The organism is Streptomyces sp. NPDC127097 (assembly GCF_042724075.1).
Classification (GTDB): Bacteria; Actinomycetota; Actinomycetes; order Streptomycetales; family Streptomycetaceae; genus Streptomyces.
The window spans coordinates 45,591-71,531 of sequence record NZ_JBHXFI010000013.1 but is presented as its reverse complement, the minus strand read 5'-3'; the positions used below and the strand labels follow the sequence as shown (position 1 = coordinate 71,531).

Below are 25,941 nucleotides of genomic sequence, written 5' to 3'. Positions count from 1 at the left end.
AGTTCTCTACCGCCACCCTGGCACACAAGCCGACACGCTCAACTGGCCAAGCGCAACGCTCACTCGCCAACTCAAGCGCTCAGTCACAGCCAACCGCTCCCCACGACCGCAGCAAACGCGCTAAAAATCCATCTCGACATAATCGATATCGGTGAACTCCACCTGGAGCCCATCCGCCCGCCGGCCACGGTCCTTGAAATAGATCTCCTGAAGGCCCTCCGCGGCGATGTTCTGGAGCTGTTGTTCCGATGCTCCGGCGGCCTGGGCGTCGAAGAGGCGGGCGGCGTACGCCGGGGGCAGATGCTGGGTGATGAGACGGATACGGCCGTCGTCGGTGGTGCCCGGTGCGGCGGTGAAACCGAAGCGGGCCCGGGTCTCGATGACGATGCCGCCCGTACTGGCCGCCTGCTTCTTGGCCCGGTCGCGGATCCGGGGCTGCCAGTCCTTGGTGACCTCGGCGACAAGTCGCGCCGCAAGTTCCTTACGGGGCCGCTTGATCTGGTCCTTCAGGTAACGCTCCACCGTGCGCTGGGAAATGCCCAGTCGTTGCGCCACCGCTTTGGTGGAGCCCTTCTCGCGCTTCACCAGGAACCGCATCTGCGCACCGGCGGATTTCGGAATCGGACGTGTGGCGGTATTCGCCGCGGCCTTGTCGAGGCTGTCGCCGAGGATGCCCATCGCGTCTGCCTACTCTCCGCCTGCGGCGGCGTCGCTGCCTTTGATGTGCCGGGCCGGGTTGATCTGCTCGTCCTCGATCATCGAGGCCACCCACAGGAAGTCCTGGGTGCCCTCGTGCTTGACCATGCCCGGGGAGACGCCGAGCCGGAACCCGCCCGGCAGCGGCTTGCCCTCTTCCGTACGGGGAAGGAAGTCGAGCGGGCCGGCGCCGTGTGAGAGGTAGACGGCGCAATCCGACAGTACGGCGACCGGGAAGACGCCGGCCGACGCGAGCTTCCGCATCTTGCGGTGCATGTTGGTACGGGCCTTGCCGATGAGCTCCGCCCGGATGTGCGGGCTCCAGGTCGGCCGCTCCAGAGCAGGCCACCGCTCACCGTATTTGTAGCCGATGCCCTGCGGCCGCTCACGGAGCTTGCCGATGCCTCCCTTGACGGACGACTTGATGGCGGACAACACAGCGGCCTGCCCCGGATCGAGGTCCTTGTGGCGGGCCATGGCGGCGAGGAAGTCGTCATCCGGCATACCGGCGGTGACGCCGAGATCCGCCATGGTGGCCATGTACGCGTCGCGCAGCCGGGTGTACCAGGCGTCCAGGTAGGCGCCGTGCTCGTACCGGACGTATGCCTCGATCGGCCGTACCGGCGCACCGAGTTCCACCGCGTAGGCGACGGTCGAGGTCGCGTACCAGGCCGGGCCGGTGGGACGGGTGCCCTTGGGGGTGAAGGGCGACGGGAGCCGTGGATCGAGGTCAAGGTGGGAGAGGTCCACCAGCCAGGAGCCGGGCAGCTTGGCGTCGAATGCCGGGGAGTTGAGGTGGGTGGCCGGGCCGGTCCCGACATTGAGGCGGTTCGCAGCGGCCGCGAAGGCCATATTGACGTCGATGCCGACCCCGTAGGAGTAGCCCTGGGCGCACTCCTCGTCGGTGAGCGGCCGGAACCAGTCGTACGCCTCCTCGTCCAGGACCTGGTCCGGGGTGCGTTCGTGGTGGCGAGGGTAACGGGAGGCGACGACCGGATGCTCGCCGGGCGCCTCGGGGGGCGCGGGGTCGACCGGCTCGGTCAGGGCGCCAGGGTTCGGGCCGGACACCCATGAGCCGGTGGCCTCGTCCCGGACAGCGCGGGTCGGTGGGCGCAGCGCCGTCATCAGCTCCAGGCCGCAGACAGCGGTCGAGCCGCGCGGGGTGATGACCCGGGTCGCGTAGGAGCCGAGTACGCGCGCGAGTTCCGCCGGCGGCAGCTGGTCCGAATCCCCCCAGGAGCGGGCATCCAGCGCGCCCCAGGGAAGGATCGCGAACTGCACACATTGCCGCTCCCCGCCCTGCGCCGGGCGGTAGACGCGCGGCCAGGGCCCGAAACCACGGCGGGTGAGGCGCCACTTCGCACGCAGGAGGTGCCTGACTACCGGGTGGTCCTCCGGCAGCCGCAGACCTCGCCGGTCCTCCAACTCGCGGGGCAGGCCCAGGCGTTCGGCGGCTTCGGCGGTGAGGACGACGAGCGGATCGGCGTCCTTGCCGTGGCGGTGGAGGCGCGTCGCACCCAGCTTCGCCTCGCGCAGTGTCCATTCGGCCAGGGCCGGGAAGGTCGTGGCAGGGCAGTCGAGGACCAGACCGTCGACGCAGTACGCCGAGCCGTCGCCGTCCAGTACGGCGAGCGGGCCGTGGACAAATCGGGGATCGGCAGCGGGCGGGGACGGGGGCGCGGCCGAAGTGGCGGCCCGCTTGTTCGCGGCGGCCTTCTTTGCGGGCGGGCGACGGGAGGTGGTCGAGGATGACGAGGGTGACGAGGAGGGTCCGGTGCGCGCGGTCCGGGTGGGGGCGGGAACGGGAGCAGGATCGGGGGCAGGACCGGGTGCCGAGGGCGGGGTCACGGCCGGGGCCGGCGGCGACTGCGGTGGTGTGGCGGCAGGGCCGCGGCCCACTTCAGGCGCGGCAGAGGGCGGCGGCGTGCTGCCCTGGCCCCCCTGGGTGGGGAACCGTTCGGCCAGGCCCTCCAGGAGCCGGATGTAGGCCGCGCGCTTCGGTGGCCGCGGCTCGGTCCGGCCCAGCTCCCAGCTGGTGATGGTCTCGCGCCGCACCGAGAGGGCCTTGGCGACCTGATCCTGGCTCAGGCCACCGGCCTCCCGCAGCCGCTTGCGCTCGGCCGGCTCGGGCAATGCGTCCTGCGCGGCAGCCTGCTCGAGCAGCGCATCGACCGATGCGAACAGCTCATCCTGATCGTTGGGCACAGCGAACACCTCCGCCCCCACCCTATCTGAAACGCACCTCGAAACCCTGCCCAAACGCACGGCGGATCGCACGCACGCGAGGCTGGCGAGGGCCGCTTCGCCTCCCCCAGTACTGTGCCTTCGTATGACCGACTCCGAGATCGAGATCACCGCAGACCTGGTCCACGACCTGTTACAGGAGCAGCATCCGGACCTTGCAGGGATGGCCATCCGTGAGGTAGCAGGCGGATGGGACAACCAACAGTGGCGCCTTGGCGACGAGTTGACCGTGCGCATGCCGCGTACGGAACGTGCCCCGGATCTCCAGCGCAAGGAGCGCCGATGGCTGCCCGTCCTGGCCCCGCGCCTGCCGCTCCCGGTCCCGAACCCTGTGCGGACCGGTGAACCGTCCGCACGCTTCCCGAGGCCCTGGACCATCATGACGTGGGTGCCTGGTGAGCCACTGGACCTCACCTCGATCAGCCGCGGCGACCACGCGGCCGATACGCTGGCGGGCTTCCTCAGGGCGCTCCATGTGGAGGCGCCCACCGAGGCGCCGACCAGTTCGGACCGCGGCGCTCACCCCAAGAAGTGCACCGACGGCTTCGACCACTTCTTTCAAACCGTTGTCCCCGACGGCATCGCCGGCGAGGTCCGGGCCATCTGGGATGACGCCGTTGCGGCCCCCGAGTGGGAGGGCCCGCCGGTATGGGTGCACGGTGACCTTCATCCCGCGAATGTCGTCGTCTCGGACGGCACGCTGGCGGGCGTGATCGACTTTGGTGACCTGTTCGCCGGCGATCCGGCGTGGGATCTCGCGGCCGCATGGGTGATCCTTCCCGCAGGCGCCGCCGCACGGTTCTTCGACGTGTACGGGCAGGTGGACCAGGCGACGATCCGGCGCGCCCGCGGGCTGGCCGCTCTGAAAAGCCTGTTCCTCATGCTGATGGGCCAGAACGGAGACCGGGGCCTTCCTGGCGGCAAGCCGACATGGGGACCCGCAGGCCGGGCGGCGCTCGATCGTGTTCTGAGGGGCGACGTGATGTAGCCACGGAGCGACAAGCCTCAGAGGCCCACCCGGCTCCCCTCCGTTCGGTCTCGCGTGACTTGGTGCCCAACCTTCGGTGAGAAGGCTCGGCCTTCGCTGCGACAGGTCACCCGCCGCGATCGCAGCGACGACGGAATATCGCGCGGTACTCCCTCGGCCGCCGGCCCGTATGCCGGGCGAAGATGCCGCTGAACGCTCCGGCGTCGCGGTACCCGACGTCGGCGGCGATGCTCGCAACGGTCCTGTCCGTCGTCTCCAGCAAGTGCCTGGCTCGACGCACCCGGGCCGTCTGGAGGTAGGCGAGTGGCGTCTGGCCGGCTTCGTCGCCGAAGCGGCGGAGCATGGTTCTCGTGCTGACGTGGAACTCCTGGGCGAGGGTGGGCAGGTCGTAGCGCACGCTGAGGTTCTGGTCGAGCCACCGCTTGACGCCGAGCGAGAACTCCCTGCCCACCGTGGGTATGAGCCCCGAATCCACATAGGGAGCCTGCGTGGAGCGTGCGTCATCGACCAGCGCGATCCGCGCGGTGCTGCGGGCGACGCGGGGGCCGTCGTGCGCGCGGATCAATTGCAGCGCGAAGTCGTACATGGCGCTGAAGGCCGCGGTGGTCGTCACCCCCCGGTCGGTCACGACCAGGCTCTCCGGGCGGAGGCGGACTTCGGCGTACCGGCGGGCGAAGCGTTCCGCGAACAACCAGGACGTGGTCGCTTCGCGCCCGTCGAGCAGTCCGGCCTCGGCGATCAGGAAGGCGCCCACGCAGATCGATACGACGGCTGTCCCCGAGGCCGCCTGGGACCGGATCGACGCCACTTCCGGCCCCAGGCCGGCGAGTGTCGCGTCGAGATCGAGCGTGGGCGAGAGCTCGAAGCCCGGCACGATCAGGACGTCCACCGGGCGTATCGCCGAGACGTCGAGGACCGAGCCGCCGGACGCGGTCACACGCCGCCGGGGCGAGATGACCGACGCCTCGTAGGCCGGCTGATCCGCCCCGTGCGCCGCGGCGACGTGCGTGGCCATCGTCAGGAGATCGGGGACTCCGAACACCTCCGACGCGAAGCAGCCGGGGTAGGCCAGCACACCCACTCGCAGCGGACTCATGCGGGCCCCTCCGGCGCTTTGGAACGGGTGGCGATATTACCGGGATACGTGGCGATGCCGCCGCTTCTCAGGAGGGGCGGCCGCTCCGCATGATCTCGGTCATGACGAACCTGCGAGGACAGCACGATCCCTTGGACGATTTCGTGCGGAGAGCCGTCAGCGTCGGTGACGTTGACGGCGTCGATGGCGTCGATGGCGTCGATGGCGTCGATGGCGTCGATGGCGTCGATGGCGTCGATGGCGTCGATGGCGTCGATGGCGTCGATGGCGTCGAGAAGACCGTGTATGTGTCCGGGGCCGGGCCGGCGGTCATTCTCCTGCCCGAGATGCCGGGGATCAGCCCCGACGTCGCGCGGTTCGCGCGGTGGGTGCGGGCGGCCGGCTTCTCCGTCTACCTGCCCTCTCTTTTCGGCGTCGACGGTGCGTATCCGCTCGCCGGGGCGCGCGAGACCATCGTGCGACGGGCGTGCGTCAGCGCCGAGTTCCGGGCGTTCGCCGGTGGCGGCACCAGCCCCGTCGTCAGCTGGCTGCGCGGCCTCGCGCGCCTGGCGCACGCGGAGTGTGGCGGGCCCGGCGTCGGCGCCGTCGGGCTGTGCTTCACCGGCAACTTCGCCTTGACCATGGCGCTCGAACCCGCCGTCATCGCACCGGTCGTCAACCATCCGTCGCTTCCGCTCGACGACCCCGGCGGTCTGGAGATCAGCGACGAGGACGCGGCTGCCGTGGCGGACCGCGTGGCGCGAGACGGATTGCAGGTGCTCGGCTACCGCTTCGACAACGACAGGTGGTGCACCGGCCGGCGGTTCGCGGCCTACCGCGCGCTGCTCGGGGACGCCTTCGACGGCCGGGTGCTCAAGGCCGAGACGGCGAACACGAACCCGCCGCCCTTCTTCCGTGACGTCGTCGGCTGCGCCCATAGCGTCGTCACGGCACACCTCGTCGACCAGGAAGGTCACCCCACCATGGAGGCGCGGGACGAGATCATCGCCTTCCTGGCCGAGCGGCTCCGGACGCGGCCGGAATGAGCCCGGAAGGCTGTCCCGGCTGCCTGGTGCCTCCGCGAGCCGCCCCTCCCCCAGGCCGCGTCCTCCCCCGAGCCGCTGCCTCCCTCAAGGCTCCGCCTCAGCCGCTCGCGCTTCCCGATCGGACACGGCGCTGCACCAGCAGGCTCCCCATCGCCGTGCGCCGGTGCAGGACCGCCCGTCCCGCACGGGCCGTGGTGATCAGGCCCGCGCCGCGCAGTGCGGCGGTGTGGGCGGAAGCGGTGGCATTGCTGACGTTCAGCCGCCGGGCGAGTTCGCCGGTGGTGTGTTCGTCCGCGAGGAGAAGCAGGATGTCGAAGCGGGTTCGTCCCAGCACGCCGGCGAGCGCCTCGTCCGTGCCGACCGCCCCGGCCGGCGAGAGCGGCAGCCCCGGGCCGGCCGGATAGGTGACGGCGACGGGCCGGTCGGGCAGGTCGGAGATGAGGGGGTGGCCGGTCCAGTGGAAGGTGGGCAGCAGGAGTACGCCGCGCCCGCGCAGCTCGATGTCGTGCTCGTAGGGCGCCGCGCAGTGCCAGACGTTCTCGTGCAGCCGGGCGCCCGGGACAAGTCCGGTGAGTGCCGCCCCGATGCCGTGCTCGGCCACCGCCAGCGCATGGCGGGCGAACTCCGCCTGGTGGAGGTCCTGCACCACGGGCCACACGGGGCGCAGTGCCGTATCGAACGCCGCATGCTGCGCACGGCGGAGGAGGTGCCAGGCGGAGCCGTCACCCCGGTACAGATCGCGGAGCCACAGCGGAGCCGGGGACGGCTGCCGGGCGTAGACCCGCTCGATTTCGGCGCGGACCAGCTCCGGCGGTGACGCTCGGACGGTCTCCAGTCCGTCCGTCAGGGTGTCGCTGAAAACGTCGAGGAAAACGGGGGCCACCTTGCCAGGGACCAGGTCACCGAACGGCTGGACGGCGGGCGGCAGGGACTGGAGCAACCGTCGTCGCCAGCGGCCGAACAGCAACTCGTCGCCCGGCATGCACATCTTCATGAGCGCCACGTTCAGCTCTTGCAGCGGGGCCGGCCGGGGCGCGAACCGGACCTGGGCGAAGTCGGCCGCCGTGAAATGGATCCGGATCACTACTCTCCCTGGCGGCGGATCGCCATCGTTTAGGGCAGGGCCTGAACGATGGCCGGCCTTCCCCGCTCGCTGCCAACATCCAGGCCACGCCCCGTCATTCACTCAGGGGCGGCCGGAAGGCACAAGGACCGAGATCACAGAGGCACAAGGGGAGAGCCATGTTCCGCAAGAACGTCAACGAGGGTGAGCGAGCAGGCGACAGATCCGGACTGGACGACAGGTCTGCACTGGAGCGCGGCCGTGAGGGTGCCGTGCCCGGCGGTGAGGAGGGGGCCGGAGTGAAGCGTCGGACCCTCACCACCACAGCCGCGCTGGCCGCCACGATGCTGCTTGCCGGCGGCGGGGTCGCGCAGGCGGCGCCCGGGAAGGCCCGCGGCGCGAAGGACCTCACGCTCCGCTTGCCGGCGCCGACCGGGCCGCACCGGATCGGGGTCACCACGCTGTATTTGGTCGATCGCACCCGGCGCGACCCATGGGAGCCCCTCCCCGTACGGGAAGTGATGGCGACGGTGTTCTATCCGGCCCGCACCGTCCGCGGCTATCCGGTCGCACCGCAGATGTCCCGGGGCGCCGCGCAGCGTCTGCCGTTCATCGACCCGCTCTTCCATGAGGGGCTGCCGGCGAAGGGTGTGAACTGGGCGGCCACCAGGACCCATGCGCATACGGGCGCCCCCGCGCAGGACATGCGACGGCCGGTGCTGCTGTACAGCCCGGGAGGCGGCGACCCGCGCACCCTCGGCACCGGTCTCGCCGAAGAACTGGCCGCCCACGGCTACGTGGTGGTGACCGTCGACCACCCCGGCGACGGCAGCGAGGTCGAGTTTCCCCACGCGAGGGCGGGGCGCAAGAAGGTCCGCGAGACGGTCTTCAGGGGAGACCCGCGGACGGACCCGGAGATGTTCCGTACCGCGATCGACACCCGGATCGCCGACACCCGGTTCGTGCTGAACCAGCTGGCGGCGCTGGCCGCCGGACGGAATCCGGACGCGGCGGGCCGCCCGCTGCCGGAGCACCTCAGCCGTGCGCTCGACCTGCGGCGGGTCGGCATCTACGGCCACTCGGCCGGTGGCACCACCGCGGCCGAGGCGATGTACGAGGACCGCCGCATCCAGGCCGCGATCAACCTGGAAGGCTTTCTGGACCACCCTCCGGCCTCCCCCGGTCAGGAAGGAAGGCTCTTCCCGATCGCCCAATACGGCACGGACCGGCCGCTGCTCCTCCTGGGAACCGATGGCTTTCCCTACCGGAAGGAACTGGAGCGTTCCTGGTCGGCGATGCTCGCCCATCCGCACGGCGGCCGCGTCACCCGTCGGCAGTTCGACCACGCCGCGCACGCCGTGTTCAACGACTACGCCGCCATAGCTCCCCAGTTGCAGGCCGCCGGGCTGATGTCCGCCGCCCACCGGATCAAGCTGGTCGGCGCGATCGACCCGGCCGTGTCGGTCCCCCTGGTCCGCAGCCACGTGCTCTCGTTCTTCGCCCGGCACCTGCCGACCTGCTGAGTGGCGGGGCCTGGCCGGCGGCCCGCATGCCCGGGGCTCGTCGGACCGGTGAGCCCGGCGGGCCGTCGGACCGACCCTGGCTCCGGCTCCGGCTCCGGCTCCGGCTCCGGCTCCGGCCCGGCCCCGGTTCAGCTACGCGGAGCCATGAGTTCCGCGCCCAGCCCTCACCTCATGCGCTCTTGACGGTGTGCCAGACATTCCGGCCCGGACTCTCGCCATACACTCCCCGGCCGTAGGACCATGGCACGCTCGCCTCGCGCACGTCTCTCGTTCCGTACGCCGGCCCTCGGGAGGACCCGGATCATGAGCAGACCGATTGCTGTACGCGGCCGCCTCGCCCTGCTGCTCACCCCGCTGCTGCTCGGGCTGTCGTTCACCCTCGCCCCGGCCCCGCCCGCGGCCGCTACCCCGTACAGCAACGGGCACCGGTCGCGCCTCACCGCCGAGTCGGCCGACACGTACTGGACTCCGCAGCGGATGCGGGCAGCGCGTCCGGCCGCCGCGCGAAAGGGCACGGGAGCGCCGCGCCCGGCGACGGCCACCACCCCGCCGAGCCACCCCTTCGACGGTCTCCCCCAGGTGGGCACGTTCTTCTGGACGGACGGCAGCAACACCGGCCGGTTCTGCGGCGGCACGGTCGTCCGCAGTCCGCACCGCGACCTGGTGGTCAGCGCCGCGCACTGTCTGCGCTCCCCCGACCCGAAGCGGCATCTGTCGTTCGTCCCGCAGTACCACGACGGGCTGAAGCCGCACGGCATCTACCCCATCGAGCGCATCTACCTCGACCAGCGCTACTACGACCTGGGCATGAGCGCGGGCGCCCGCTGGGACTACGCGGTCGTGCGGCTCGGCGCGCGGGAGGACGGCGCCGAGGTGGAGGAGGTGACCGGCGGCTTCGACCTCCTGCCGTACCCGGGCTATGACCACCGGAACGTACGGCTCATCGGCTACCCCGGCAACAAGGACACCACCCACCCCAAGCCCCTCGACTGCACCTCCTCCACACACCGATACACCAGCACCGATCCCGCCGCCCCCGGCAATTTCCTGGAAATTGCCTGTGCGGGCTATATCGGCGGCACCTCCGGCGGTCCGTTCCTGGTGCGGGATTTCACCGGTTACGCCCTCATCGGCGTCATCGGCGGCTATCACACGGGCGGCGACTTCCCGGATGTCTCGTACAGCTCGTACTTCACGGTCGACACCCTGGCGCTCTATCTGCACGCCGTCCATGGCGATCCCCCGGCCACGCCCCGCCAGGACGGTTCCTCGCGCTGATCGCGACCGCCGGCATATCCGGGGCATGGCGTTCGCTCCTGTTAATGTCCCTTCATGTCAGCGATGGCGGAAGGCCGGTTGCCCACCAGGCCGCAGTGGAAGGTGACGCCCCTTGGTGCCGTCGTTTCTCGTGTCCGTACTGAATCGCCTCTTCCGTAATGAGGCATGGCGCCGGCTGCACGCACAAGCGGCGATCTGGGTCACTGTGGTCATGACCGCGGTACTCCTCGCGGGTGCCGCTCTGGTCGTGGTCGCCGAATCCGGCGCGCCACACGCCAATATCACGTCGTATCCGAAGGCGTTGTGGTGGTCGATCGAGACGGCGACGACCGTGGGTTACGGGGATTTCTATCCCGTCACGCTATGGGGCCGCGTCATCGCTTCCCTCTTGATGCTCAGCGCCATTACGGCATTCGGGGTCATCACCGCGGCTCTCGCCACTTGGTTCGTCGGCCACGCGGAGCAGGACATGGTCCGCCTGGGCAAGGCGGTGGGGAACCATGCGCGCGAGGACGCGGAGGCGCTGCGTTCGGAGCTGCACACGCTGCACGAGCGCTTCGACCACGTCGAGAACCTGATCCGGGACAAGGGAACACACTCCGCCCCGTGAGCAAGAGCGGGCGCGGACCTCGCGGAAGCTCGCGAATGCGAAGAGCCCGGCACATCCCTGTCCGTGCACTTCACCGCACGTCTAAAGTACTCACGTGATCGATTCCGCTGACGTCCGCCGTATCGCCCTCTCCCTGCCCGAGACAGTGGAGAAGGAAGCCTGGGAGATGCCCACCTTCCGGGTCGCCGGGAAGATGTTCATCACGATCCCCGACGATGAGACGTCATTCGCCGTGCGATGCCCCATTCATGAGCGCAAGGAGCTGATCGCAGCGGAACCGGAAAAGTTCTGGGTACCGCCGCACGAGGCGAGCTCCCATTGGGTGAGAGTGCGCCTGGCCGCGCTCGAGGACCTGACCGAGCTATGGGACATCCTCGTGGATTCCTGGAAACAAGCGGCACCGTCGCGACTGGTCGACACATTCCCCGACAGCACCTGAACCGTCCGGCAACCGATCCGTCCAGCAACCGCTCCGCCGATTCCTGCCGCCAGCTGCCGACTCCTGCCGTCTGCCGCCATCTGCTGCCGTTGATAACCGAGCAGACCTCGGTCAGCGACGGCGCAGATCACTCCAGTCCAGCGCCTGGGACGCCGTCAGCTGAGAACGCTCCGCGGCCTCGCGGGCTTCGGCGAGGATATCTCCGTGCTCCTCGACGAGCTCTTCGTAAATCGGCGTGGGGCTGGAGGTGTGTGTGGAAGTCGTCATGTCTCGTCCCGTTCCCTAGTGATTCCTTGTACTGCGGCTTGGTAGGTTCTCGCCGCCCCGGGAAGAAGGGAGCACCACGGTGGAAAACGCGGTGCGCAAAGGGAGGTTGTCCCCACACGTGTGCCGCTCCCCCGTGCGGCGCTGGACATCGTGTCATGTGCGCGGCGAGCACGCAAAAGATCATCCCAGACCATGAGACCGCAACCTGAGCCCCCCGATGTCACCACGCGAAGCGCGTGGCGCCCGAACAGCTGGGCCATATCGTCTTCGAACGGAGCGGCGGCCGGCCCGGGCCTCCCTTGCGGTGGCAAACCGTTCTCCGGCTGACGCGCGCCGGCAGGCCACCTGTCGTGTAGCCAGTGGAGGCGGCAGGGCAGAAATCAGCAGGCGGCGATTCAGGAGGCGATTCATGAGTGCGGCGTTATACGTGCGGTTTCAGGGGGATACGCGCAGTCCGAGAGGTCACTTCCCCGGCGTTTTCGCGCTCGCCAACGGGCTTGCGCGGGAGGGCAGGCTGAGTGAGGAGCAGTACCGGTTCTGGCGTGCCGGCAATGATTGGTACGACGCGCATTATCCCAACCCTTCGCACGTCGACCCCAGGGTCTACGACCACGATCTGAACCCGGGAGCGGTGGCATGGTTCAAGGCCACCGCCGGGCATCTCATCGAGCGGGTCGACGGCTACCTGGAGATCCTCGCGGCTCATGCTGTGGCTTGCGAAAGGGTCGAGTCGACGGATCCCGGAAGGGTGGTGTACGAGGACGAGGTGCAGGTCGTCGTCGTGCCGTGGGAAGACGACACCGTCGGGCACAGGGGCGATAGCACCCGGCGTTGATGAGCCGCTCGCGCTGGTGCGGGGTCCTATGGTGAGGCGGTCGGCCCCGGGCCGCGACGCCTCACGCGCGCCGTGACCGTCCGGCGTGGCGAGTGCCAGCGGCAGCAACAACTAAGCACCCAACGGGAAGGCCGTGGATGTCGCGCTATCGCGAGATCAAGTTCCGGGCGGTTACGTCGTTCCAGAGGAGGATCGGCAATCCGATCCTCTCCCGGCTTCCGCAGCAGACTCTTCTGGAGACGACCGGGCGGAAGTCCGGATTGCCGCGGCGGACACCCATCGGTGGACGCCGTATCGGGCGGGCCTTCTGGTTCGTTTCCGAGTACGGCGAGAAGTCGCAGTACGTGCGGAATATTCAGGCGCATCCGCAGGTGCGGGTCCGGATCAAGGGACGCTGGTATGCCGGTACCGCCCATCCGGTCCCGGAGGACGACGCCCGCGCACGGCTCAAGACCTTGCCCCGGCTCAACAGCACGGCGGTCCGGGCGGTCGGGACGAATCTGCTGACGTTCCGGGTCGATCTCGACGAGTGACGGAGCTGGTCGCCGGGCACTGCACGTCGGGCCAAGGCTCCGGAGCAACGCCGGAGCGGCCCGGAAAGCAGGGTGACCACCGGCCGCCGTGGCCGCCACCGGCCGCCGTGGCCGCCGCCGGCCGTAGTGACCGTCACCGGCCGTAGTGAACCGCCGCCGGCCGTAGTGGCCCGCTCTCCGGGGGCGCGGTACTCAGTGCGCGATGCCGTCGATCAGTTCGCGTGCACCCTGGCGCAGCAGGGCGACGGCCACGGACGTGCCGAGGGTCTCCGGGGTGAGCGGGCCGGCCCATTCGTGTGCGTTGAGGACCGTCTTGCCGTCCGGGGTGAAGACACAGGCCCGCAGGGACAGTTCGCCGCGGCGGTCCGTCTTGGCGTAGCCGGCGATCGGGCTGTTGCAGTGGCCCTGTAGGACGTGCAGCAGCATGCGTTCGGCGGTCGTCTCCTGGAACGTCTGGGGGTGCCCGAGGCCGCTGACGGCGTCGATGGTCTCGGTGTCGTCCTCGCGGCACTGGAGGGCCAGCACGCCCGCACCGACGGGCGGGCACATCTCGTCCACGGACAGGACCTGGGTGATCACGTCCGTGCGGCCGATGCGCTCGAGGCCGGAGACGGCCAGCAGCAGTGCGTCCGCCTCACCGGCTGCCAGCTTCTCCATCCGGCGGTTGGCGTTGCCGCGCATCGGCACACACTGGAGCTGCGGATGGGATCCGGCGAGCTGGGCGATCCGGCGGACCGACGAGGTGCCGATCCGGGTGCCTGCGGGGAGTTCGTCGAGGGTGAGCCCGCCGGGGTGGATCAGCGCGTCACGGACGTCGTCGCGCTCCAGGAAGGCGGCGAAGGTCGTGCCGGCCGGCAGCGGGCGGTCACCGGGGATGTCCTTGACGCAGTGCACCGCGAGGTCCGCCTCGCCGGCCAGGAGGGCGGCGTCGACCTCCTTGGTGAACGCCCCCTTCCCCTCGACCTGGGAGAGGGCGCCCATCCAGCGGTCGCCGGTGGTCTTGACCGGGACGACCTCCGTGGCGATGCCGGGATGCAGCGCGGCGAGTTCGGCGCGGACGCGCTCCACCTGGGCCAGCGCCATGGGCGAGTCACGGGAGACGATACGGATCAGTTCTGGGGCGGACATGGGCCCACGATAGACCGTCAGATCCCGTTGCCCGCACGCGCAGGCCCCGGCTCCGCCCGCTCTCGCTCGTACGCGGTACGGTCCCACCATGTCCCGGTCAACCTCGCGAACCACCGAAGCCGCACTCCCGGAGTCCGCCGTCACCGCGGACGATCTGGACCGTGCCGTACAGCTCGCCGTGTCCGTACTGCGCCAGGCGCCGCCGACGGCCTGGAACGCCAGGGCCGGTTCGCTGGAGTGGGACTGCTGGGAGACCGCCGAGCACCTCAGCGACGATCTCTTCGCCTACGCCGTCCAACTGGGCCCCAGGAGGCCGCCGTTGGAGGGCAATGTGCCCTTCGTGTGGGAGAGCCGACGGGCCGGCGGCCCCGCGAACGCCGTGCATGCCGACCGCACGGCGGGGCCCGCGGGGCTGCTTCAGGTGCTGGAGGCGAGCGGCGCGCTGCTGGTGGCCATGGTGCGTACGACGCCCCCGAAGGTGCGGGCGCACCATGTGTTCGGCGTGTCGGACCCGGCGGGCTTCGCCGCGATGGGCGCCGTGGAAACCCTGGTGCACACACATGACCTGACGGAGGGCCTCGGACTCGGCTGGAACCCGCCCGCCGATCTGTGTGCCCGGGTGCTCGCCCGCCTGTTTCCGGACGTCCCGGTGGCCGACGATCCGTGGCGCGCCCTCCTGTGGGCCACCGGGCGCGCCGAGCTGGCGGGGCAGCCTCGGCGCACCACGTGGCGCTGGGACGCGAGTGTGCGGGGATAGGTCCGGCGCGATTGCGCTGCCCGGGTGAGTGGGGTGGGCGCTCCCGGCCCGGGCCAGCTGAGGTGGGCGCAGTCATCCTGGCCTCGGTGAGCCGGGGCGGGGCACGGGCGCGCGGGCGCCCCGTGCGGCGCCCGTCGGCCACCCTCAGTGCCGCGCCCAGGGGCGCCGCGGCCGGATCCAGATGTCCCGGGCCCGCCGCCCCGCTTCGGTACGGCTCCTGGCCACCAGCTCCTGGGCCTCCTCCCCGCTCTCGACCATCGGGCCGGAGCCGCGCAGTGGCTTGCCGGCCGTCTCATGGAGGAAGAAGGTGGCGATGAGCCCGATGAGGCCGGCGACCATCAGGTAGTAGGCGGGGATCATGTCGTCGCCGGTCGCCTGGACCAGCCCCGAGGCGATGAGCGGGGTCGTGCCGCCGAAGAGCGAGACCGAGATGTTGAAGGAGATCGACAGCGCGCCGTAGCGCAGCCGGGTCGGGAGCAGTGCGGGCAGTGTCGATGCGGAGGTGCCCGCGAAGCACATCAGCAACAGCCCCAGGATCAGGCATCCGAAGGCCGGCAGCAGGATGCCGCCGGCGCGGATGAGGAGCACCGCGGGCGCGGCGAGGACGATCATGGCGGCGCTGCCCGCCATGAAGACGGGCCGGCGGCCCCAACGGTCGGAGGTGCGGCCCACGGTGGTGATGGTGAGCACCACGACGATCACGGTGCCGAGCACGAGCAGCTGGGCGGTGAGGGCGTCCTGGCCGAGGGTCTCGGTCATGAACGTCGGCAGATACGAGGTCACCATGTAGTTGGTGACGTTGTAGAGCAGTACCAGGCCCATGCAGATCAGCACCGCCTCCCAGTGCCGTGTGAAGATCTCCTTGAGCCGGCCCTGACCGGACTGCCGGGCCTCCTCCACCGGGTCCGCGCCGCCCGCGGCACGGGCCTCCTCCGCGTCGCGATGCGCCTGTTCGGCCTCGCGCTGGAAGGCCGGGGTCTCCTCCAGCCGTAGTCGCATGTACAGACCGATCAGCCCCAACGGGCCGGCGACGAGGAACGGCAGCCGCCACCCCCAGTCCACCAGCCCCTCGTCCCCGAGCGCGGCAGTGAGCAGGGTGACCAGGCCGGAGCCGAGCGCGTAGCCGACGAAGGTGCCGAAGTCGAGCCAGCTGCCGAGGAATCCGCGCCGGGTGTCCGGTGCGTATTCGGCGATGTATGTGGTCGCTCCCGCGTATTCCCCGCCCGTGGAGAACCCCTGTACCAGGCGGCAGATCAGCAGCAGGACCGGTGCGGCGAAGCCGATGGAGTTGTAGGTGGGCAGGAATCCGACCGCGAAGGTACTGACCGCCATCATGATCATGGTGGCGGCCAGCACCCGTTTACGGCCGATACGGTCGCCGAGCGGACCGAATACCAGGCCGCCCAGCGGCCGGACGAGAAACGCCGCAGCAAATGTGGCGAAGGTCCAGACCACCTGGGCGCCGGGGGAACTCGACGGAAAGAAGACCTTTCCCAAGGCGCCGGCCAGGTAGGCAAAGACCCCGAAGTCGAACCACTCCATGGTGTTGCCCAGGGCGGCCGCCGACACGGCCTTGTGCACGGCGGGCCGGTCGGTGACCGTCACATCCTCGGTGCTCAGCGACCGTTTGCGGCGACGCAGCAGAATGCGGAGCATACGGTCGGTCGCCGCGGTGCCGCCGCGGGCCGGCTTCGGGCCCCGGCGCGGACCCGATGGCTTTTGACATCCAGCGCTCATTCTCATCCCGTCAACAGGGCGGAATTGGGTGCCTCGTGAAAACTCATCGGCCGGGCAATGGCGGGCCGGTGGTGTGATCGGTGGCTCATTATTCCCCGGGAATTCCCTGTCGGGAGAAGGGGGCGGGGCACCGCGTGTCGCACTACCGGGCGGGCGAAATGAAGGGTCGGCGTCGAGGGGCGGAGGGGAGCACGGCATCGGCCCCGGCGCACGGCGCGAGGCGCACGGTCCACGGCGCACGGCCCCCGGCCATGACAAAGCCCAGGCCGGTCGGTGGAGCGGCGGCCTGGGCTTGTCCTGAGATGCCGGTGCGGGTCTCTGCGATGCGCAGGGAGCCCACTCAGGCGTTTCTGAACGAGGCGAGGTGGGCGAACACCACGATATTGTCGACGTAGTCCTTGACCTTCCGGTCGTATGCGCCGCCACAGGTGATCACGCGAAGCTGCGCGGTGGGGGTGTCGGCGTAGACCCGCTCATTGGGGAAGCGCGCCTTGTTGAAGGTCTCGACGGAGTCGACCTTGAAGCTGGCGATGATGCCGTCTTCACGGGTGATGTTGATCGTGGCGCCGGGCTTGAGCGATTCGAGTTGCAGGAACACCGCCGGTCCGGTCTTGGTGTCCACGTGACCGGCGATGATCGCCGATCCGCGCTCGCCCGGCGCGGCACCGTCCTTGTACCAGCCGACGAGATTCTTGTCGTTCCCGGGCGGCGCGTTGAGCTGCCCGGTCGGGCCGATGGTCAGCTGGGTGAAGGGCGCGTCTACGGCGATCTGCGGAATCGTCACCCGCTTCGGTGCGGAGCGGGGCAGGGCCAGGTCGGGGACCGCCGGGGAGGCGGAGCTGCGCGGGTTGGCGGACTCGGCCACGGCGGAGTGGGACTGCGGCTTGGGGTCCGCAGAGGTGTCCACGGAGTTGTAGACGAGGAGTGAGCCCAGCAGAAACGCTCCCGCAGACCACAGCAGACCGCGGCCGATGGGGCGCGACGTGGAGGCGGTCCGGGAGGGATTCGATTTCGGCTGAGGCGACTGCGGGGCGGTCATGTCAGGGTGCCTTTCGTGAACGAGGCGGTGGGGCGTTGAGGGGGGCATCGGTACGCAATCGCCGCGGCCACCGTCCACGTGGAACGGTGGCCGCGACAGCGCATCGGTCTCCGTGCGGCGCCTGATCAGGCAGCCGCGGTACCCGACGCATTGCGACGGCGCAGCATGTACGCACCGGCGCCGAGACCGCCGAGCATCAGCACGGAACCCGCGGCCATCCCGCCGCCGGTCGCCAGGCCGCCACCACCGGTGTGGATGCCGCCGTGCGGCCTGCGGTGGTCGCCGTAGCCGCCGTGGTCACGGTCGCCGTAGCCGCCGTGGTCACGGCCGTGGTCACGGTCGCCGCCACGGCCGTGGTCGCGGTCGCCGCCGCGGCCATGGTCACGGTCGCCGTGGCCGCCGCGCCTGTCGTGGTCGTCGCCGTAACCGCTGCCCTGGTCCCAGTCAGCGAGCACGGCCTTGGCCATGGCACCGCCACCGGTGTGCATGCCACCGCTCGGCCTGCGGTTGTCACGGCAGTGGTCATGTCCGCGGCCATCGCGGCCGTCACGGCCGTCGCGACCGAAGTCACGCCCGCCGCGGCCGTCGCGGCCGTCACGACCGTCACGGCCATCGCGGCCATCGCGACCGTTGCCCCGGCCATCGCGGCCATCGCGGCCGTCGCGGCCGTTGCCCCGGCCGTCACGGCCGTCGCGGCCATCGCGGCCATCGCGGCCGTCACGGCAGTGGTCACGCCGGCGGTCACGGTCACGGTCACGGTCCCGACCGTGGTCACGGTCACGGTCACGGTCACCGTTCGTGACCTGGTTGCTGGAGGAAGCGCTGTCCGACGCAATGTCCTCCGTGATCATGGCGTTCGCAGCCGGAGCAGAGATTGCAAGCACCGCCGTGATGGCGGCTGAAGCGAACAGGGTGCGAGCAGTGCGCATGGGGACATGTTCCTTTCGGCGCAACTGCGAAGGCTGACTCTTTGTCGGCTCATCGGATCGCAGTGGCGACGTGATCACCGTCAGCCGGATTGCGGCCGCGCACCACCGGAGAACGTCGCATTCGAGGTACGCCGTGGGCTCTTCGGGTGGCGGAAGGCAGCGGATTCACCCATTGGACGGCGCGCGTCGTCGGCGTGTCGCGTAACGAGTGGGCTAGAGGGCTCCGGCGGGCCCTCCGAGGCGCGCCATTCCTCGCGCAACGAGCACCGCGAACGGGGTCCCACGGCGACACGCCGAAGGTTCCTGACGGTCTGAACATCTCCGCTGTGTGGGGCTCCGCCGCCGGGAGTCCACGCCCCGGGACGGTCGGGCGGCCGGCAGCCCACGGCCGGCTCGACGGGGGTACGGCCCTGGGCGCGCAGGGCTCTGGCGGGCGCCGGAAACGGCTCCGGCTGCGCCTGACAACGGCGGGGTGCGGGGAGCACAGTGAAATCGTCAACTCACCTTTTGCGGGCGCCAATTCGAGGAGACGACCAGTAGATCGCCATCGAAGGCACCTCAAAGGTCTCGGGTGGCGCAGCGCCGTCACGGATCCAGCTCGGCTCCGACCGCCCCGATGCCGCATCGCCTTGCTGTCAGGGCGAGTTGGGAAGCAGCCCTTCGCCACCTGGTCGCCGGTCCACTCGGCCCGCGGGATGCGGCCGGACCGTCACGGGGAGCGGCGCCCGGCCACGACTCGGACGAAGCGACCGGACCCCGGAATGTCGGCCTGACGGACGGCGTCACCCTCTCCGCGAGCCCGCTGGTGCTCAACGGCTCCCCCGCCGTATCCGCCGTATCCCGTCCGTACGCAATGACCAGCCCCGCACGCCCCTGAGCGAGAGCCCCTCACCCGGATTGTGGAATGCATACGGCCGACAGGGTCAGCCGGAAGGCCGTCCGATGTTTCATGTGAAACATCGCAAAGCGACCTGCCCCGCCCTTCAGGTGGCGCTTTCCCGGAGCGCCTGTTCGACGATCGCCTCCAGCCGGGAGTGGTGCGCCCCTCGCCAGTAGACGCGACCGCATGCCGTGCACTGCGCGAAGACGTCATACGTCCGCTGCGTGCCGTGCTCAAGGTGCTCACGGACGGAGTCCTTGTCGGCGTCCATGAGGCGGCCGTTGCACGCGGTGCAGCGTGTCCACGGCGCGAGGGTGGGGGCGAAGCGCCCCAGCACGTCGCGGAGTTGCTCATCGGGCCGGTCGCTGTAGATGAACGCGCCCGCCCAGATCTCCCGCCGTCTCAGCAGCCCGCGGTCCCGGGAGAGGAGCACCCGTTGTTCCTTCGCCGAGAGCGCGGCCAGCGCCGCGTCGCCGGGGTCCTCATTCGTGTACGCGGCGTCCACGCCGAGCAGCCGCAACCTGCGCGCCAGGGTGCCGAGGTGTACGTCGAGCAGGAACCTCAGCGGCGCGCCGGGAAGCCGTTGCGGGCGCTCAATGGCGTGCACCTCGATGCTCTCGCCTTCCTGCGGCACATGGGAGACGGGGACCTCGGCACCGTCCACGACCAGCCGGCCGACCTCGGTGAGCGGGACGCCGAGCGACTCGACGACATGGCCGAGCGTCGATGACCCATCGGTTGCCACGGGCGTACCGGCGGTGCTGTGGGCTGAAGCGACGAAAAGGTGCAGCGCGGGGTCGAAGCTGAAGTGGATCTCGGGTCCGTTCACGCCGGACAGCATGCCATCGGGCGAACCACGACAGCGAGCGGATTCCTGCCGGTCAGAGGCATGGGGCGAGCCCTCCGGCACATGGCGGCGCCGCGGCTCGACCGTGGCGGTGGCGCATCTGGCTACATACGGACCGTAGCGGTCGGCATCCCGGATTGTTCACGATGGAGCAGGCCCCGCTCCCCCGCCGCCCCTAGCCTCACTGCCACCACATCACCACCATCACCAATGAGGGGCGGTACCGGTGAACTGGCACATCCACGACTACCGCGAGAACGATCTCGCCGAGGTGGTCCACCTGATCGACTCCACGGCAGAACTGGGGCAGGAGTCCGTCTTCTCGCTCGCCGAGTGCATCAGTGCGCTGACTTCTCGGCAGCCTGCCGTGGTGGCCGTCCACCAGGGCGCTCCCATCGGGGCGGCGCTCGCCTGTGTGGCGGGTGAGCGGGGCTGGGTGATGCGGATCGCGATCTCTTCGGCCTGGCGTGGCCGGGGCCTGGCGAGTGCGCTGCTGATGGAACTGGAGCGGCGCCTGGTCGCGGCCCGGGTGAGCCGGATCGCCTATGTGCTTCCCGAGGAAGAACTGCTTGGGGAGGGCCTGCTCAACGCGGGCTATACGCGGCAGCCCGCGGTGGCCTACTTCGAGAAGGTCGAACCGCACCACGGCCCCGCGGCCAGCCTCCTGGAAGACCTCGGCGGACGCTTCCTGCCCGCTGATCTGTGGGCCAAGGTCGCCGGTATGGAAGCGGAGAAGGACCTCATCGAGCGGCGGGTCGTGCTGCCGTTGGCGGAGCCCGAGCGAGCCGCCCGGCACGGGGTACGGCCGCCGCGGGCCATCGCCCTGTTCGGCCCGCCGGGGACCGGGAAGACCACCTTCGCCAGGGGTATCGCCGCCAGGCTCGGCTGGCCGTTCGTCGAGCTGCTTCCTTCCCGGCTGGCCGATGAGGGCAATCTGGCGGCGGCACTGCGCAGCGCGTTCGCCCGGATCGCGGAACTGGAGCGGGTCCTCGTCTTCATCGACGAGGTCGAGGAGATCGCTCCGGTCCGCCATGAGCCGGCCCAGCCGGGCGGGCTCCACGGGGTGACGAATGAGCTGCTCAAGCTCATACCGGGGTTCCGTGAGCGGGACGAGCGGCTGTTGGTGTGCGCGACCAACTCCATCCGCTCGCTCGATCCGGCCTTCCTGCGGCCGGGGCGGTTCGACTACCTGATCCCGATCGGTACGCCGGACGCGGCGGCCCGGTCGGCGATCTGGTCCCGGTACACGGACGGCCGTCCCGAGGTGGAGGTGGCGGCACTGGTGGCGGCCAGCGAGCTGTTCACCCCGGCCGATATCGAGCACGCCGCCCGGATGGCCGCCCAGACGTCTTTCGAGCGGGACCTGGAGGCGATCGGCGGCGGCGGCGCGGGCGCGCACGGGCGGCTCGGGGCGAGCACCGACGACTATCTCGCCGCCATCGACCGGTGCCGGCCGACCGTCACCCCTGCCATGGTCGACGAATTCAGCGCGGACATCACCGCTCACGCCCGCTGCTGACGGCCGGCGCGGCCCCCACACACCCGCAGGCGGGACCGATCGGCCCGGAGCCGCGCCCCCACCGCGGGCCGGCTCGGGCTCGTCCCACGAAGCCGCGGTCGGACGACAGAACTACAGCCGGAGCACTGCAACGGGAGGACATGGACCGCTACGACTCCTCCGTGGGACCGATGTTGACTCCCGGTTCGCGTACATACGGTCTGACGGGTGCCGGAACTCGTGCACCATCGGGGAACATCGAGAGGGGCGGATCACGCATGGCGGAGATTGTCGATCTGGGGGCGTACGGCAAGGACTTCACCAGGGATCCTTACCCGTACTACGCCAAGCTGCGTGCCCAAGGGCCCGTCCACCGGGTGCGCCTCCCCTACGGCAACGACGCGTGGCTGGTCGTCGGGCACCAGGCGGTCAGAGCCGCGCTCAGCGACTCCCGCCTCAACAAGGACTGGCGCATCGCCATGCCGCAGAACGACGAGGGTGAGGAGTCGGCCCTGTTCACGAACATGCTGGACGCGGACCCGCCTCAGCACACCCGGCTGCGGAAGCTGGTGGCCAAGGAGTTCACGTCTCGCCGCGTCGAGGCACTAAGGCCACGGGTCCAGCAGATCACCGACGAGCTGCTGGACGCGATGCTCGCCGTCCCGGAGGGCCGCGCCGACCTGGTGGAGGCCCTCGCCTTCCCCCTGCCCATGACCGTCATCTGCGAGCTGCTCGGCGTTCCCGCCATGGACCGGGATGCCTTCCGCTCCTGGTCGAACGAGATCGTCGCGCCGACCAGTGACGAGGCGGCACAAGAGGCGGTGGCGGCGATGTCCGGCTACCTCTCCGACCTCATCGAGACCAAGCGCAAGGCTCCCGGCGACGGCCTGCTCAGCGCCCTGATCCGCACCAGTGACGAGGGCGGCGACCAGCTCTCCCGGGACGAGCTGATCGGCACCGCCTTCCTGCTGCTGGTTGCGGGCCATGAGACCACCGTCAGCCTCCTGGCCAATGGCGTACGCGCCCTGCTCCAGCATCCGGACCAACTGGCCGCCCTGCGCGCCGACTTCTCCCTCCTCGACAACGCCGTGGAGGAGATGCTGCGCTACGACGGCCCGGTGGAGACGGCCACCTGGCGCTTCACCGGCGAGCCGGTCGAGATCGGCGGCACCCTGATCCCCACCGGCGAGACCGTAGTGATCGCCCTCGCCTCCGCCTCCCGGGACCCGGAACTCTTCGCCGTCGCCGACGACTTCGACATCACCCGCGACGCACGCGGACACACCGCCTTCGGCCACGGCATCCACTTCTGCCTCGGCGCCCCACTGGCCCGATTGGAGGCCCGTGTCGCCCTCCGCTCCCTCCTGGAACGCTGCCCCGACCTCTCCATGGACGCCGATTTCGACGACCTCACCTGGCGCGTCGGGATGCTCCGCGGACCGGCGCAACTACCGGTGCGCTGGAAGAGCTGAGCGTCTCAAGGGCGGGCGTCAGGGCGACTGAAGGTCTCTGGCCGTCACGGCCGGAAGCCGCCTGCCCACCTGCTCTGATAGAGGTCAACAGGCTTCGCCGCGCACCGTGTCAGCAGCTCAAATTGTCGCCGGGTGTAGTTCCCAGGATCTCAACGAAGCTCTTGTAGTTGTTGATCCGGCTCTGCACCTGGCCGGGGTTGCCGCCGTTGCACTCGAGGGAGCCGTTGATGCTGCGGATGGTCTCGCCGAAACCGGCGCCGCTGACCATCGCCTGGTGCGGGGTCATGGTGCCCGGCCCGGTCTGTGTGTTCCAGTACCAGAGGGCGGTCTTCCAGGCGACGGCGGCATCCTGCTCCACCAAGTAGGGGTTGTTCAGCAGATCGATGCCGAGCGCATCGCCCGCCGCCTTGTAGTTGAAGTTCCAGCTGAGCTGGATCGGCCCGCGTCCGTAGTAGGCAGCCTGTCCGGCCGGGCACCCGTACGGCTGGGTGGCGTCGCAGTAGTGGGGATAGTTCTCGGTGTTCTGCTCGACCACATGGACCAGGCCACCGGTCTCGTGGCCGACGTTCGCGAGGAAGGCCGCGGCCTCCTGACGTTTCACGGTGTCGCTTCCGGTGTTGGCGAACTCCGGATAGGCACTGAGGGCCGCGGTCAGCCCGCTGTAGGTGTAGAAGGCATTCCGGTTCGGGAACATCTGGTTGAACTGCGCCTCGCTGACGACGAATCCCTCGGCTCGCGCGTCAGCGCCGGCCGGGGCCGGGGCGCAGTGGGAACAGCCCGTCGTGGCAGCCGCCGGCATCGTCGGCACGACGAGTGCTACGCCCACGGCTACGGTCGCGGCACCCAGCAGCGCGGCAATACGTGACCTCATTGCGTGACTCCTTCTCGCGGCCGGCCTCCGGGCATGGAGGGGCCACCATGTGGGGGGATCGCCCTATCGGGAACGCCGTTGAAGCAGTCGCCTGGATGGATCAACTGGCGTACTGGAAGCGGATGTTGGCGCACGGGTGGATCGGACGGCGCAGGCCGGCCACCAGCAAACGCGGCACGAAGACGGCAACAACGGCTGCGACGACGACTGTGGCCACAACCACAAGAAGCGCTGCGGTCTAGACCAACGCCAGGTTATGGGCGCCACGTTGAGCATGTCCATACCAATGCGGTGATTCATCGACAGGCCGCTCAGCATCCGGGCCGGGGGTGGTGACACAACGGTCCGCCCTCTGTGCAAAAGTGGCCCGATGAAGACAATCGGGCTGCTCGGAGGCATGAGCTGGGAGTCCACCGCGGAGTACTACCGGCTGCTCAACGAGTTGACGCGCGAGCGTCTGGGCGGCCTGCACTCCGCGCGGTGCGTGCTCTACTCCGTGGACTTCGCGGAGATTGAACGCCTACAGGTCGAAGCGCGCTGGGAAGAGGCCGGGGAAGTTCTCGCCGACGCCGCCAGGGCGCTGGAGTCCGCCGGCGCGGACATGGTGCTGATCTGCACCAACACCATGCACAAGGTCGCCGGCCAAGTGGCGGCCGCCGTCACCGTCCCGCTGCTGCACCTCGCCGACACCACGGCCGACGCCGTCCGCGCGCGCGGCCTGCGACGTATCGGACTGCTGGGCACCGCGTTCACCATGGAGCAGGACTTCTACCGAGGCCGGCTGGAAAGCCACGGACTGGAAGTACTCGTTCCGGAGGCCGCAGGCCGCAGCACGGTCCATCGCGTGATCTACGAGGAGCTGTGCCTCGGCATCGCCCAAGAGGAATCCCGGCAGGCATTCATGGCCGTCATCAGGGACCTCGTCGCCGCCGGGGCCGAGGGCATTGTGCTGGGCTGCACCGAGATCGAGCTGCTCATCGGGCCGGAACACAGCCCGGTCCCGGTCTTCCCGACCACCCGACTGCACGCCGAAGCGGCCGTCACCCGCGCCCTCTCCGACGCCCCGTAGCAGCACAGCCGGGGAAATCCAGCAGCCCTCCGAGCCCGGGGTTGGAGAAATGGTCATCACCAACTCCACGCTCTCCACGGATTCTTGTGTCGTACCGAGGTTTGAACTGACGGCAGGTACCCTGACGTGGTGTCGCGTACCGAGTTAGAACGACTGGCCAGGATCCGGATGCAGGTCACCGGTGAGACGCTCGAACGCGCCATGGCGGTGCTCGAAGGCCATACCACCGCCCCCACGTCGCAATCCGAACCCGACGCCGACCCTGACGTCGCCGGAAACAACGATCTCGACAACGGTGAGGACGACGAATCCGGCGCGGCCGGCGAAAGCAATGAGGACACCGAGAAAGCGTCAAAGCCCGACGTCCGGCGAACGCCTCAGAAGCGCGGCCATCTGCGCGGCCTCTGATATCCCCTCCTCGACGAGGAAAATTACCCGGCGCCGACGCACGGGCCGCATCATGCCGATCAGCACACGCCGCAATGGATGAAGCACAGAAGGTTACCGAGGGCGAAATTCAACGCACCATGAGCGGGTGATTACAGAGTGTGTGCGATCGCGTGCAGGCCCAGCTGCCAGATGGGCTCCTGAAGCTCACGGGGTCAGGGGACGTGCCAGCAGCGGCGTGCGGAGCATCTGATGCCCGCCGCTGGCCAGCATCCGGACCTCGCCCCGGTCGCTGATCTCTGCGCGTACGATCCCCGACTCGTCCTCGTAGACCGGATACCCGCCCGCTCCCGCACGCTCGGTGCGGTGGACGATCACTACGTCGTCCTCCACTGCGGGGGCTTGAAATACCAGCTCATAGCATTCCGGGTAATCCATCAGGGCCTCCCGATAAAACTGGGCAGGTGCTTCCGCCGACGCTCCCCGCCGCCGCTCTCAGCGCGCCGCTGCACCTCGGCCATTCCATCGTCACCCACTCCCGCCCACGGCGCCTGAGGAGGACACCGAGGCGCGATTCCCGGGCCGGAGGAGCCCTTGCCTCCGAGGCATTGCCAAGGCGTCCGATGGGCAGCCGTCGCGCCGCCCACCCCTCGACATGAAGCGCGGAACCCACCCTCCGTAAACCTGACATTTGTCATGCGAGCTTGTGATCAAGGTCGTTCCGAGGGTT

General features: G+C 69.7%; 26 protein-coding genes. 14 read left to right on the top strand and 12 right to left on the bottom strand.

Annotation, left to right across the window (positions count from 1 at the left end):
- Positions 1-120 precede the first annotated feature (120 nt).
- Both tpg and tap read right to left on the bottom strand, forming a co-directional pair.
- Positions 121-678, bottom strand: coding sequence for a telomere-protecting terminal protein Tpg (tpg, locus tag ACFWJW_RS13355; protein WP_387239184.1), 558 nt, complete (start codon positions 676-678; stop codon positions 121-123).
- A gap of 9 nt (positions 679-687) precedes the next feature.
- The gene (tap, locus tag ACFWJW_RS13350) at positions 688-2,901 is read right to left on the bottom strand and encodes a telomere-associated protein Tap (RefSeq protein ID WP_387239181.1); all 2,214 of its coding nucleotides are present in this window, start codon (positions 2,899-2,901) and stop codon (positions 688-690) included.
- 124 nt (positions 2,902-3,025) lie between these two features.
- On the opposite strand from tap, the gene ACFWJW_RS13345 reads away from it, so the two are divergent.
- Positions 3,026-3,928, top strand: coding sequence for an aminoglycoside phosphotransferase family protein (locus ACFWJW_RS13345; RefSeq protein WP_387239178.1), 903 nt, complete (start codon positions 3,026-3,028; stop codon positions 3,926-3,928).
- 106 nt (positions 3,929-4,034) lie between these two features.
- Here ACFWJW_RS13345 and ACFWJW_RS13340 read toward each other — a convergent pair whose 3' ends face one another.
- Positions 4,035-5,024: a GlxA family transcriptional regulator gene (locus ACFWJW_RS13340; RefSeq protein ID WP_387239175.1), complete on the bottom strand. Its 990-nt coding sequence runs from the start codon at positions 5,022-5,024 to the stop codon at positions 4,035-4,037.
- A gap of 101 nt (positions 5,025-5,125) precedes the next feature.
- Here ACFWJW_RS13340 and ACFWJW_RS13335 point away from each other — a divergent pair, with 101 nt between their 5' ends.
- Positions 5,126-6,049, top strand: coding sequence for a dienelactone hydrolase family protein (locus tag ACFWJW_RS13335; RefSeq protein ID WP_387239172.1), 924 nt, complete (start codon positions 5,126-5,128; stop codon positions 6,047-6,049).
- A gap of 97 nt (positions 6,050-6,146) precedes the next feature.
- On the opposite strand, the gene ACFWJW_RS13330 is transcribed toward ACFWJW_RS13335, so the two are convergent.
- Positions 6,147-7,133 (bottom strand): ArsR/SmtB family transcription factor, encoded by a 987-nt coding sequence (locus ACFWJW_RS13330; RefSeq protein ID WP_387239169.1) that lies wholly within the window; start codon positions 7,131-7,133, stop codon positions 6,147-6,149.
- A 323-nt stretch (positions 7,134-7,456) separates the two neighbouring features.
- On the opposite strand from ACFWJW_RS13330, the gene ACFWJW_RS13325 reads away from it, so the two are divergent.
- The 4 genes from ACFWJW_RS13325 (at position 7,457) to ACFWJW_RS13310 (ending at position 10,962) form a co-directional block, all read left to right on the top strand.
- The gene (locus ACFWJW_RS13325) at positions 7,457-8,635 is read left to right on the top strand and encodes an alpha/beta hydrolase (RefSeq protein ID WP_387239386.1); all 1,179 of its coding nucleotides are present in this window, start codon (positions 7,457-7,459) and stop codon (positions 8,633-8,635) included.
- Positions 8,636-8,938: 303 nt separating this feature from the next.
- Positions 8,939-9,913 (top strand): trypsin-like serine peptidase, encoded by a 975-nt coding sequence (locus ACFWJW_RS13320; RefSeq protein WP_387239166.1) that lies wholly within the window; start codon positions 8,939-8,941, stop codon positions 9,911-9,913.
- A gap of 112 nt (positions 9,914-10,025) precedes the next feature.
- The gene (locus tag ACFWJW_RS13315) at positions 10,026-10,523 is read left to right on the top strand and encodes a potassium channel family protein (protein ID WP_387239162.1); all 498 of its coding nucleotides are present in this window, start codon (positions 10,026-10,028) and stop codon (positions 10,521-10,523) included.
- A gap of 94 nt (positions 10,524-10,617) precedes the next feature.
- Positions 10,618-10,962 carry an MmcQ/YjbR family DNA-binding protein gene (locus ACFWJW_RS13310; protein ID WP_387239159.1) on the top strand — a complete coding sequence of 115 codons (345 nt, stop codon included), beginning with the start codon at positions 10,618-10,620 and terminating at the stop codon, positions 10,960-10,962.
- A 111-nt stretch (positions 10,963-11,073) separates the two neighbouring features.
- Here the strand turns inward: ACFWJW_RS13310 and ACFWJW_RS13305 are convergent, their stop codons facing one another.
- On the bottom strand, positions 11,074-11,229 hold the full coding sequence (locus tag ACFWJW_RS13305; protein WP_167536036.1) for a hypothetical protein: 156 nt from the start codon (positions 11,227-11,229) through the stop codon (positions 11,074-11,076).
- Between the two features lie 409 nt (positions 11,230-11,638).
- On the opposite strand from ACFWJW_RS13305, the gene ACFWJW_RS13300 reads away from it, so the two are divergent.
- Complete coding sequence (locus ACFWJW_RS13300) at positions 11,639-12,064, top strand: hypothetical protein (protein WP_387239156.1); 426 nt, start codon at positions 11,639-11,641, stop codon at positions 12,062-12,064.
- Between the two features lie 137 nt (positions 12,065-12,201).
- On the top strand, positions 12,202-12,597 hold the full coding sequence (locus ACFWJW_RS13295) for a nitroreductase/quinone reductase family protein (RefSeq protein ID WP_387239153.1): 396 nt from the start codon (positions 12,202-12,204) through the stop codon (positions 12,595-12,597).
- A 192-nt stretch (positions 12,598-12,789) separates the two neighbouring features.
- Here the strand turns inward: ACFWJW_RS13295 and hemC are convergent, their stop codons facing one another.
- On the bottom strand, positions 12,790-13,725 hold the full coding sequence (hemC, locus tag ACFWJW_RS13290) for a hydroxymethylbilane synthase (RefSeq protein WP_387239150.1): 936 nt from the start codon (positions 13,723-13,725) through the stop codon (positions 12,790-12,792).
- 88 nt (positions 13,726-13,813) lie between these two features.
- Between hemC and ACFWJW_RS13285 the strand changes: the two genes are divergently transcribed.
- Positions 13,814-14,482, top strand: a complete 669-nt coding sequence (locus tag ACFWJW_RS13285) for a hypothetical protein (protein ID WP_387239147.1) — start codon at positions 13,814-13,816, stop codon at positions 14,480-14,482.
- A 144-nt stretch (positions 14,483-14,626) separates the two neighbouring features.
- On the opposite strand, the gene proP is transcribed toward ACFWJW_RS13285, so the two are convergent.
- The 3 genes from proP to ACFWJW_RS13270 all read right to left on the bottom strand — a co-directional run bounded on the left by proP (position 14,627) and on the right by ACFWJW_RS13270 (position 17,746).
- On the bottom strand, positions 14,627-16,138 hold the full coding sequence (gene proP, locus ACFWJW_RS13280; RefSeq protein ID WP_387239143.1) for a glycine betaine/L-proline transporter ProP: 1,512 nt from the start codon (positions 16,136-16,138) through the stop codon (positions 14,627-14,629).
- Between the two features lie 421 nt (positions 16,139-16,559).
- A complete protein-coding gene (locus ACFWJW_RS13275; protein ID WP_387239140.1) occupies positions 16,560-17,258 on the bottom strand; it encodes a class F sortase in 699 nt (232 codons plus the stop codon).
- Positions 17,259-17,383: 125 nt separating this feature from the next.
- Positions 17,384-17,746 carry a hypothetical protein gene (locus ACFWJW_RS13270; RefSeq protein WP_387239137.1) on the bottom strand — a complete coding sequence of 121 codons (363 nt, stop codon included), beginning with the start codon at positions 17,744-17,746 and terminating at the stop codon, positions 17,384-17,386.
- Between the two features lie 36 nt (positions 17,747-17,782).
- Here ACFWJW_RS13270 and ACFWJW_RS13265 point away from each other — a divergent pair, with 36 nt between their 5' ends.
- A complete protein-coding gene (locus ACFWJW_RS13265) occupies positions 17,783-18,160 on the top strand; it encodes a hypothetical protein (protein WP_387239134.1) in 378 nt (125 codons plus the stop codon).
- 1,010 nt (positions 18,161-19,170) lie between these two features.
- Here ACFWJW_RS13265 and ACFWJW_RS13260 read toward each other — a convergent pair.
- On the bottom strand, positions 19,171-19,896 hold the full coding sequence (locus ACFWJW_RS13260) for a Mut7-C RNAse domain-containing protein (protein WP_387239131.1): 726 nt from the start codon (positions 19,894-19,896) through the stop codon (positions 19,171-19,173).
- 244 nt (positions 19,897-20,140) lie between these two features.
- On the opposite strand from ACFWJW_RS13260, the gene ACFWJW_RS13255 reads away from it, so the two are divergent.
- Together ACFWJW_RS13255 and ACFWJW_RS13250 are read left to right on the top strand one after the other, a co-directional pair.
- A complete protein-coding gene (locus ACFWJW_RS13255; protein WP_387239128.1) occupies positions 20,141-21,433 on the top strand; it encodes an ATP-binding protein in 1,293 nt (430 codons plus the stop codon).
- A 257-nt stretch (positions 21,434-21,690) separates the two neighbouring features.
- Positions 21,691-22,884 (top strand): cytochrome P450, encoded by a 1,194-nt coding sequence (locus ACFWJW_RS13250; RefSeq protein WP_387239125.1) that lies wholly within the window; start codon positions 21,691-21,693, stop codon positions 22,882-22,884.
- A 109-nt stretch (positions 22,885-22,993) separates the two neighbouring features.
- On the opposite strand, the gene ACFWJW_RS13245 is transcribed toward ACFWJW_RS13250, so the two are convergent.
- Positions 22,994-23,755: a chitinase gene (locus tag ACFWJW_RS13245; protein ID WP_387239122.1), complete on the bottom strand. Its 762-nt coding sequence runs from the start codon at positions 23,753-23,755 to the stop codon at positions 22,994-22,996.
- 370 nt (positions 23,756-24,125) lie between these two features.
- Between ACFWJW_RS13245 and ACFWJW_RS13240 the strand changes: the two genes are divergently transcribed.
- On the top strand, positions 24,126-24,824 hold the full coding sequence (locus ACFWJW_RS13240) for an aspartate/glutamate racemase family protein (protein ID WP_387239119.1): 699 nt from the start codon (positions 24,126-24,128) through the stop codon (positions 24,822-24,824).
- A gap of 129 nt (positions 24,825-24,953) precedes the next feature.
- Positions 24,954-25,232, top strand: a complete 279-nt coding sequence (locus ACFWJW_RS13235; RefSeq protein WP_387239116.1) for a hypothetical protein — start codon at positions 24,954-24,956, stop codon at positions 25,230-25,232.
- Between the two features lie 186 nt (positions 25,233-25,418).
- On the opposite strand, the gene ACFWJW_RS13230 is transcribed toward ACFWJW_RS13235, so the two are convergent.
- Entirely contained in the window at positions 25,419-25,649 is a 231-nt protein-coding gene (locus ACFWJW_RS13230) for a DUF6296 family protein (RefSeq protein ID WP_042153157.1), read from the bottom strand.
- Positions 25,650-25,941 lie beyond the last annotated feature (292 nt).

Coding starts and splice junctions, on each gene's coding strand:
- tpg (WP_387239184.1), bottom strand. CDS start 678: ATGGGCATCCTCGGCGACAGCCTCGACAAGGCCGCGGCGAATACCGCC.
- ACFWJW_RS13345 (WP_387239178.1), top strand. CDS start 3,026: ATGACCGACTCCGAGATCGAGATCACCGCAGACCTGGTCCACGACCTG.
- ACFWJW_RS13340 (WP_387239175.1), bottom strand. CDS start 5,024: ATGAGTCCGCTGCGAGTGGGTGTGCTGGCCTACCCCGGCTGCTTCGCG.
- ACFWJW_RS13335 (WP_387239172.1), top strand. CDS start 5,126: ATGACGAACCTGCGAGGACAGCACGATCCCTTGGACGATTTCGTGCGG.
- ACFWJW_RS13325 (WP_387239386.1), top strand. CDS start 7,457: ATGCTGCTTGCCGGCGGCGGGGTCGCGCAGGCGGCGCCCGGGAAGGCC.
- ACFWJW_RS13320 (WP_387239166.1), top strand. CDS start 8,939: ATGAGCAGACCGATTGCTGTACGCGGCCGCCTCGCCCTGCTGCTCACC.
- ACFWJW_RS13305 (WP_167536036.1), bottom strand. CDS start 11,229: ATGACGACTTCCACACACACCTCCAGCCCCACGCCGATTTACGAAGAG.
- ACFWJW_RS13300 (WP_387239156.1), top strand. CDS start 11,639: ATGAGTGCGGCGTTATACGTGCGGTTTCAGGGGGATACGCGCAGTCCG.
- ACFWJW_RS13295 (WP_387239153.1), top strand. CDS start 12,202: ATGTCGCGCTATCGCGAGATCAAGTTCCGGGCGGTTACGTCGTTCCAG.
- hemC (WP_387239150.1), bottom strand. CDS start 13,725: ATGTCCGCCCCAGAACTGATCCGTATCGTCTCCCGTGACTCGCCCATG.
- ACFWJW_RS13285 (WP_387239147.1), top strand. CDS start 13,814: ATGTCCCGGTCAACCTCGCGAACCACCGAAGCCGCACTCCCGGAGTCC.
- proP (WP_387239143.1), bottom strand. CDS start 16,138: ATGCTCCGCATTCTGCTGCGTCGCCGCAAACGGTCGCTGAGCACCGAG.
- ACFWJW_RS13275 (WP_387239140.1), bottom strand. CDS start 17,258: ATGACCGCCCCGCAGTCGCCTCAGCCGAAATCGAATCCCTCCCGGACC.
- ACFWJW_RS13270 (WP_387239137.1), bottom strand. CDS start 17,746: ATGCACACCGGTGGCGGTGCCATGGCCAAGGCCGTGCTCGCTGACTGG.
- ACFWJW_RS13265 (WP_387239134.1), top strand. CDS start 17,783: ATGTCCGCGGCCATCGCGGCCGTCACGGCCGTCGCGACCGAAGTCACG.
- ACFWJW_RS13250 (WP_387239125.1), top strand. CDS start 21,691: ATGGCGGAGATTGTCGATCTGGGGGCGTACGGCAAGGACTTCACCAGG.
- ACFWJW_RS13245 (WP_387239122.1), bottom strand. CDS start 23,755: ATGAGGTCACGTATTGCCGCGCTGCTGGGTGCCGCGACCGTAGCCGTG.
- ACFWJW_RS13240 (WP_387239119.1), top strand. CDS start 24,126: ATGAAGACAATCGGGCTGCTCGGAGGCATGAGCTGGGAGTCCACCGCG.
- ACFWJW_RS13230 (WP_042153157.1), bottom strand. CDS start 25,649: ATGGATTACCCGGAATGCTATGAGCTGGTATTTCAAGCCCCCGCAGTG.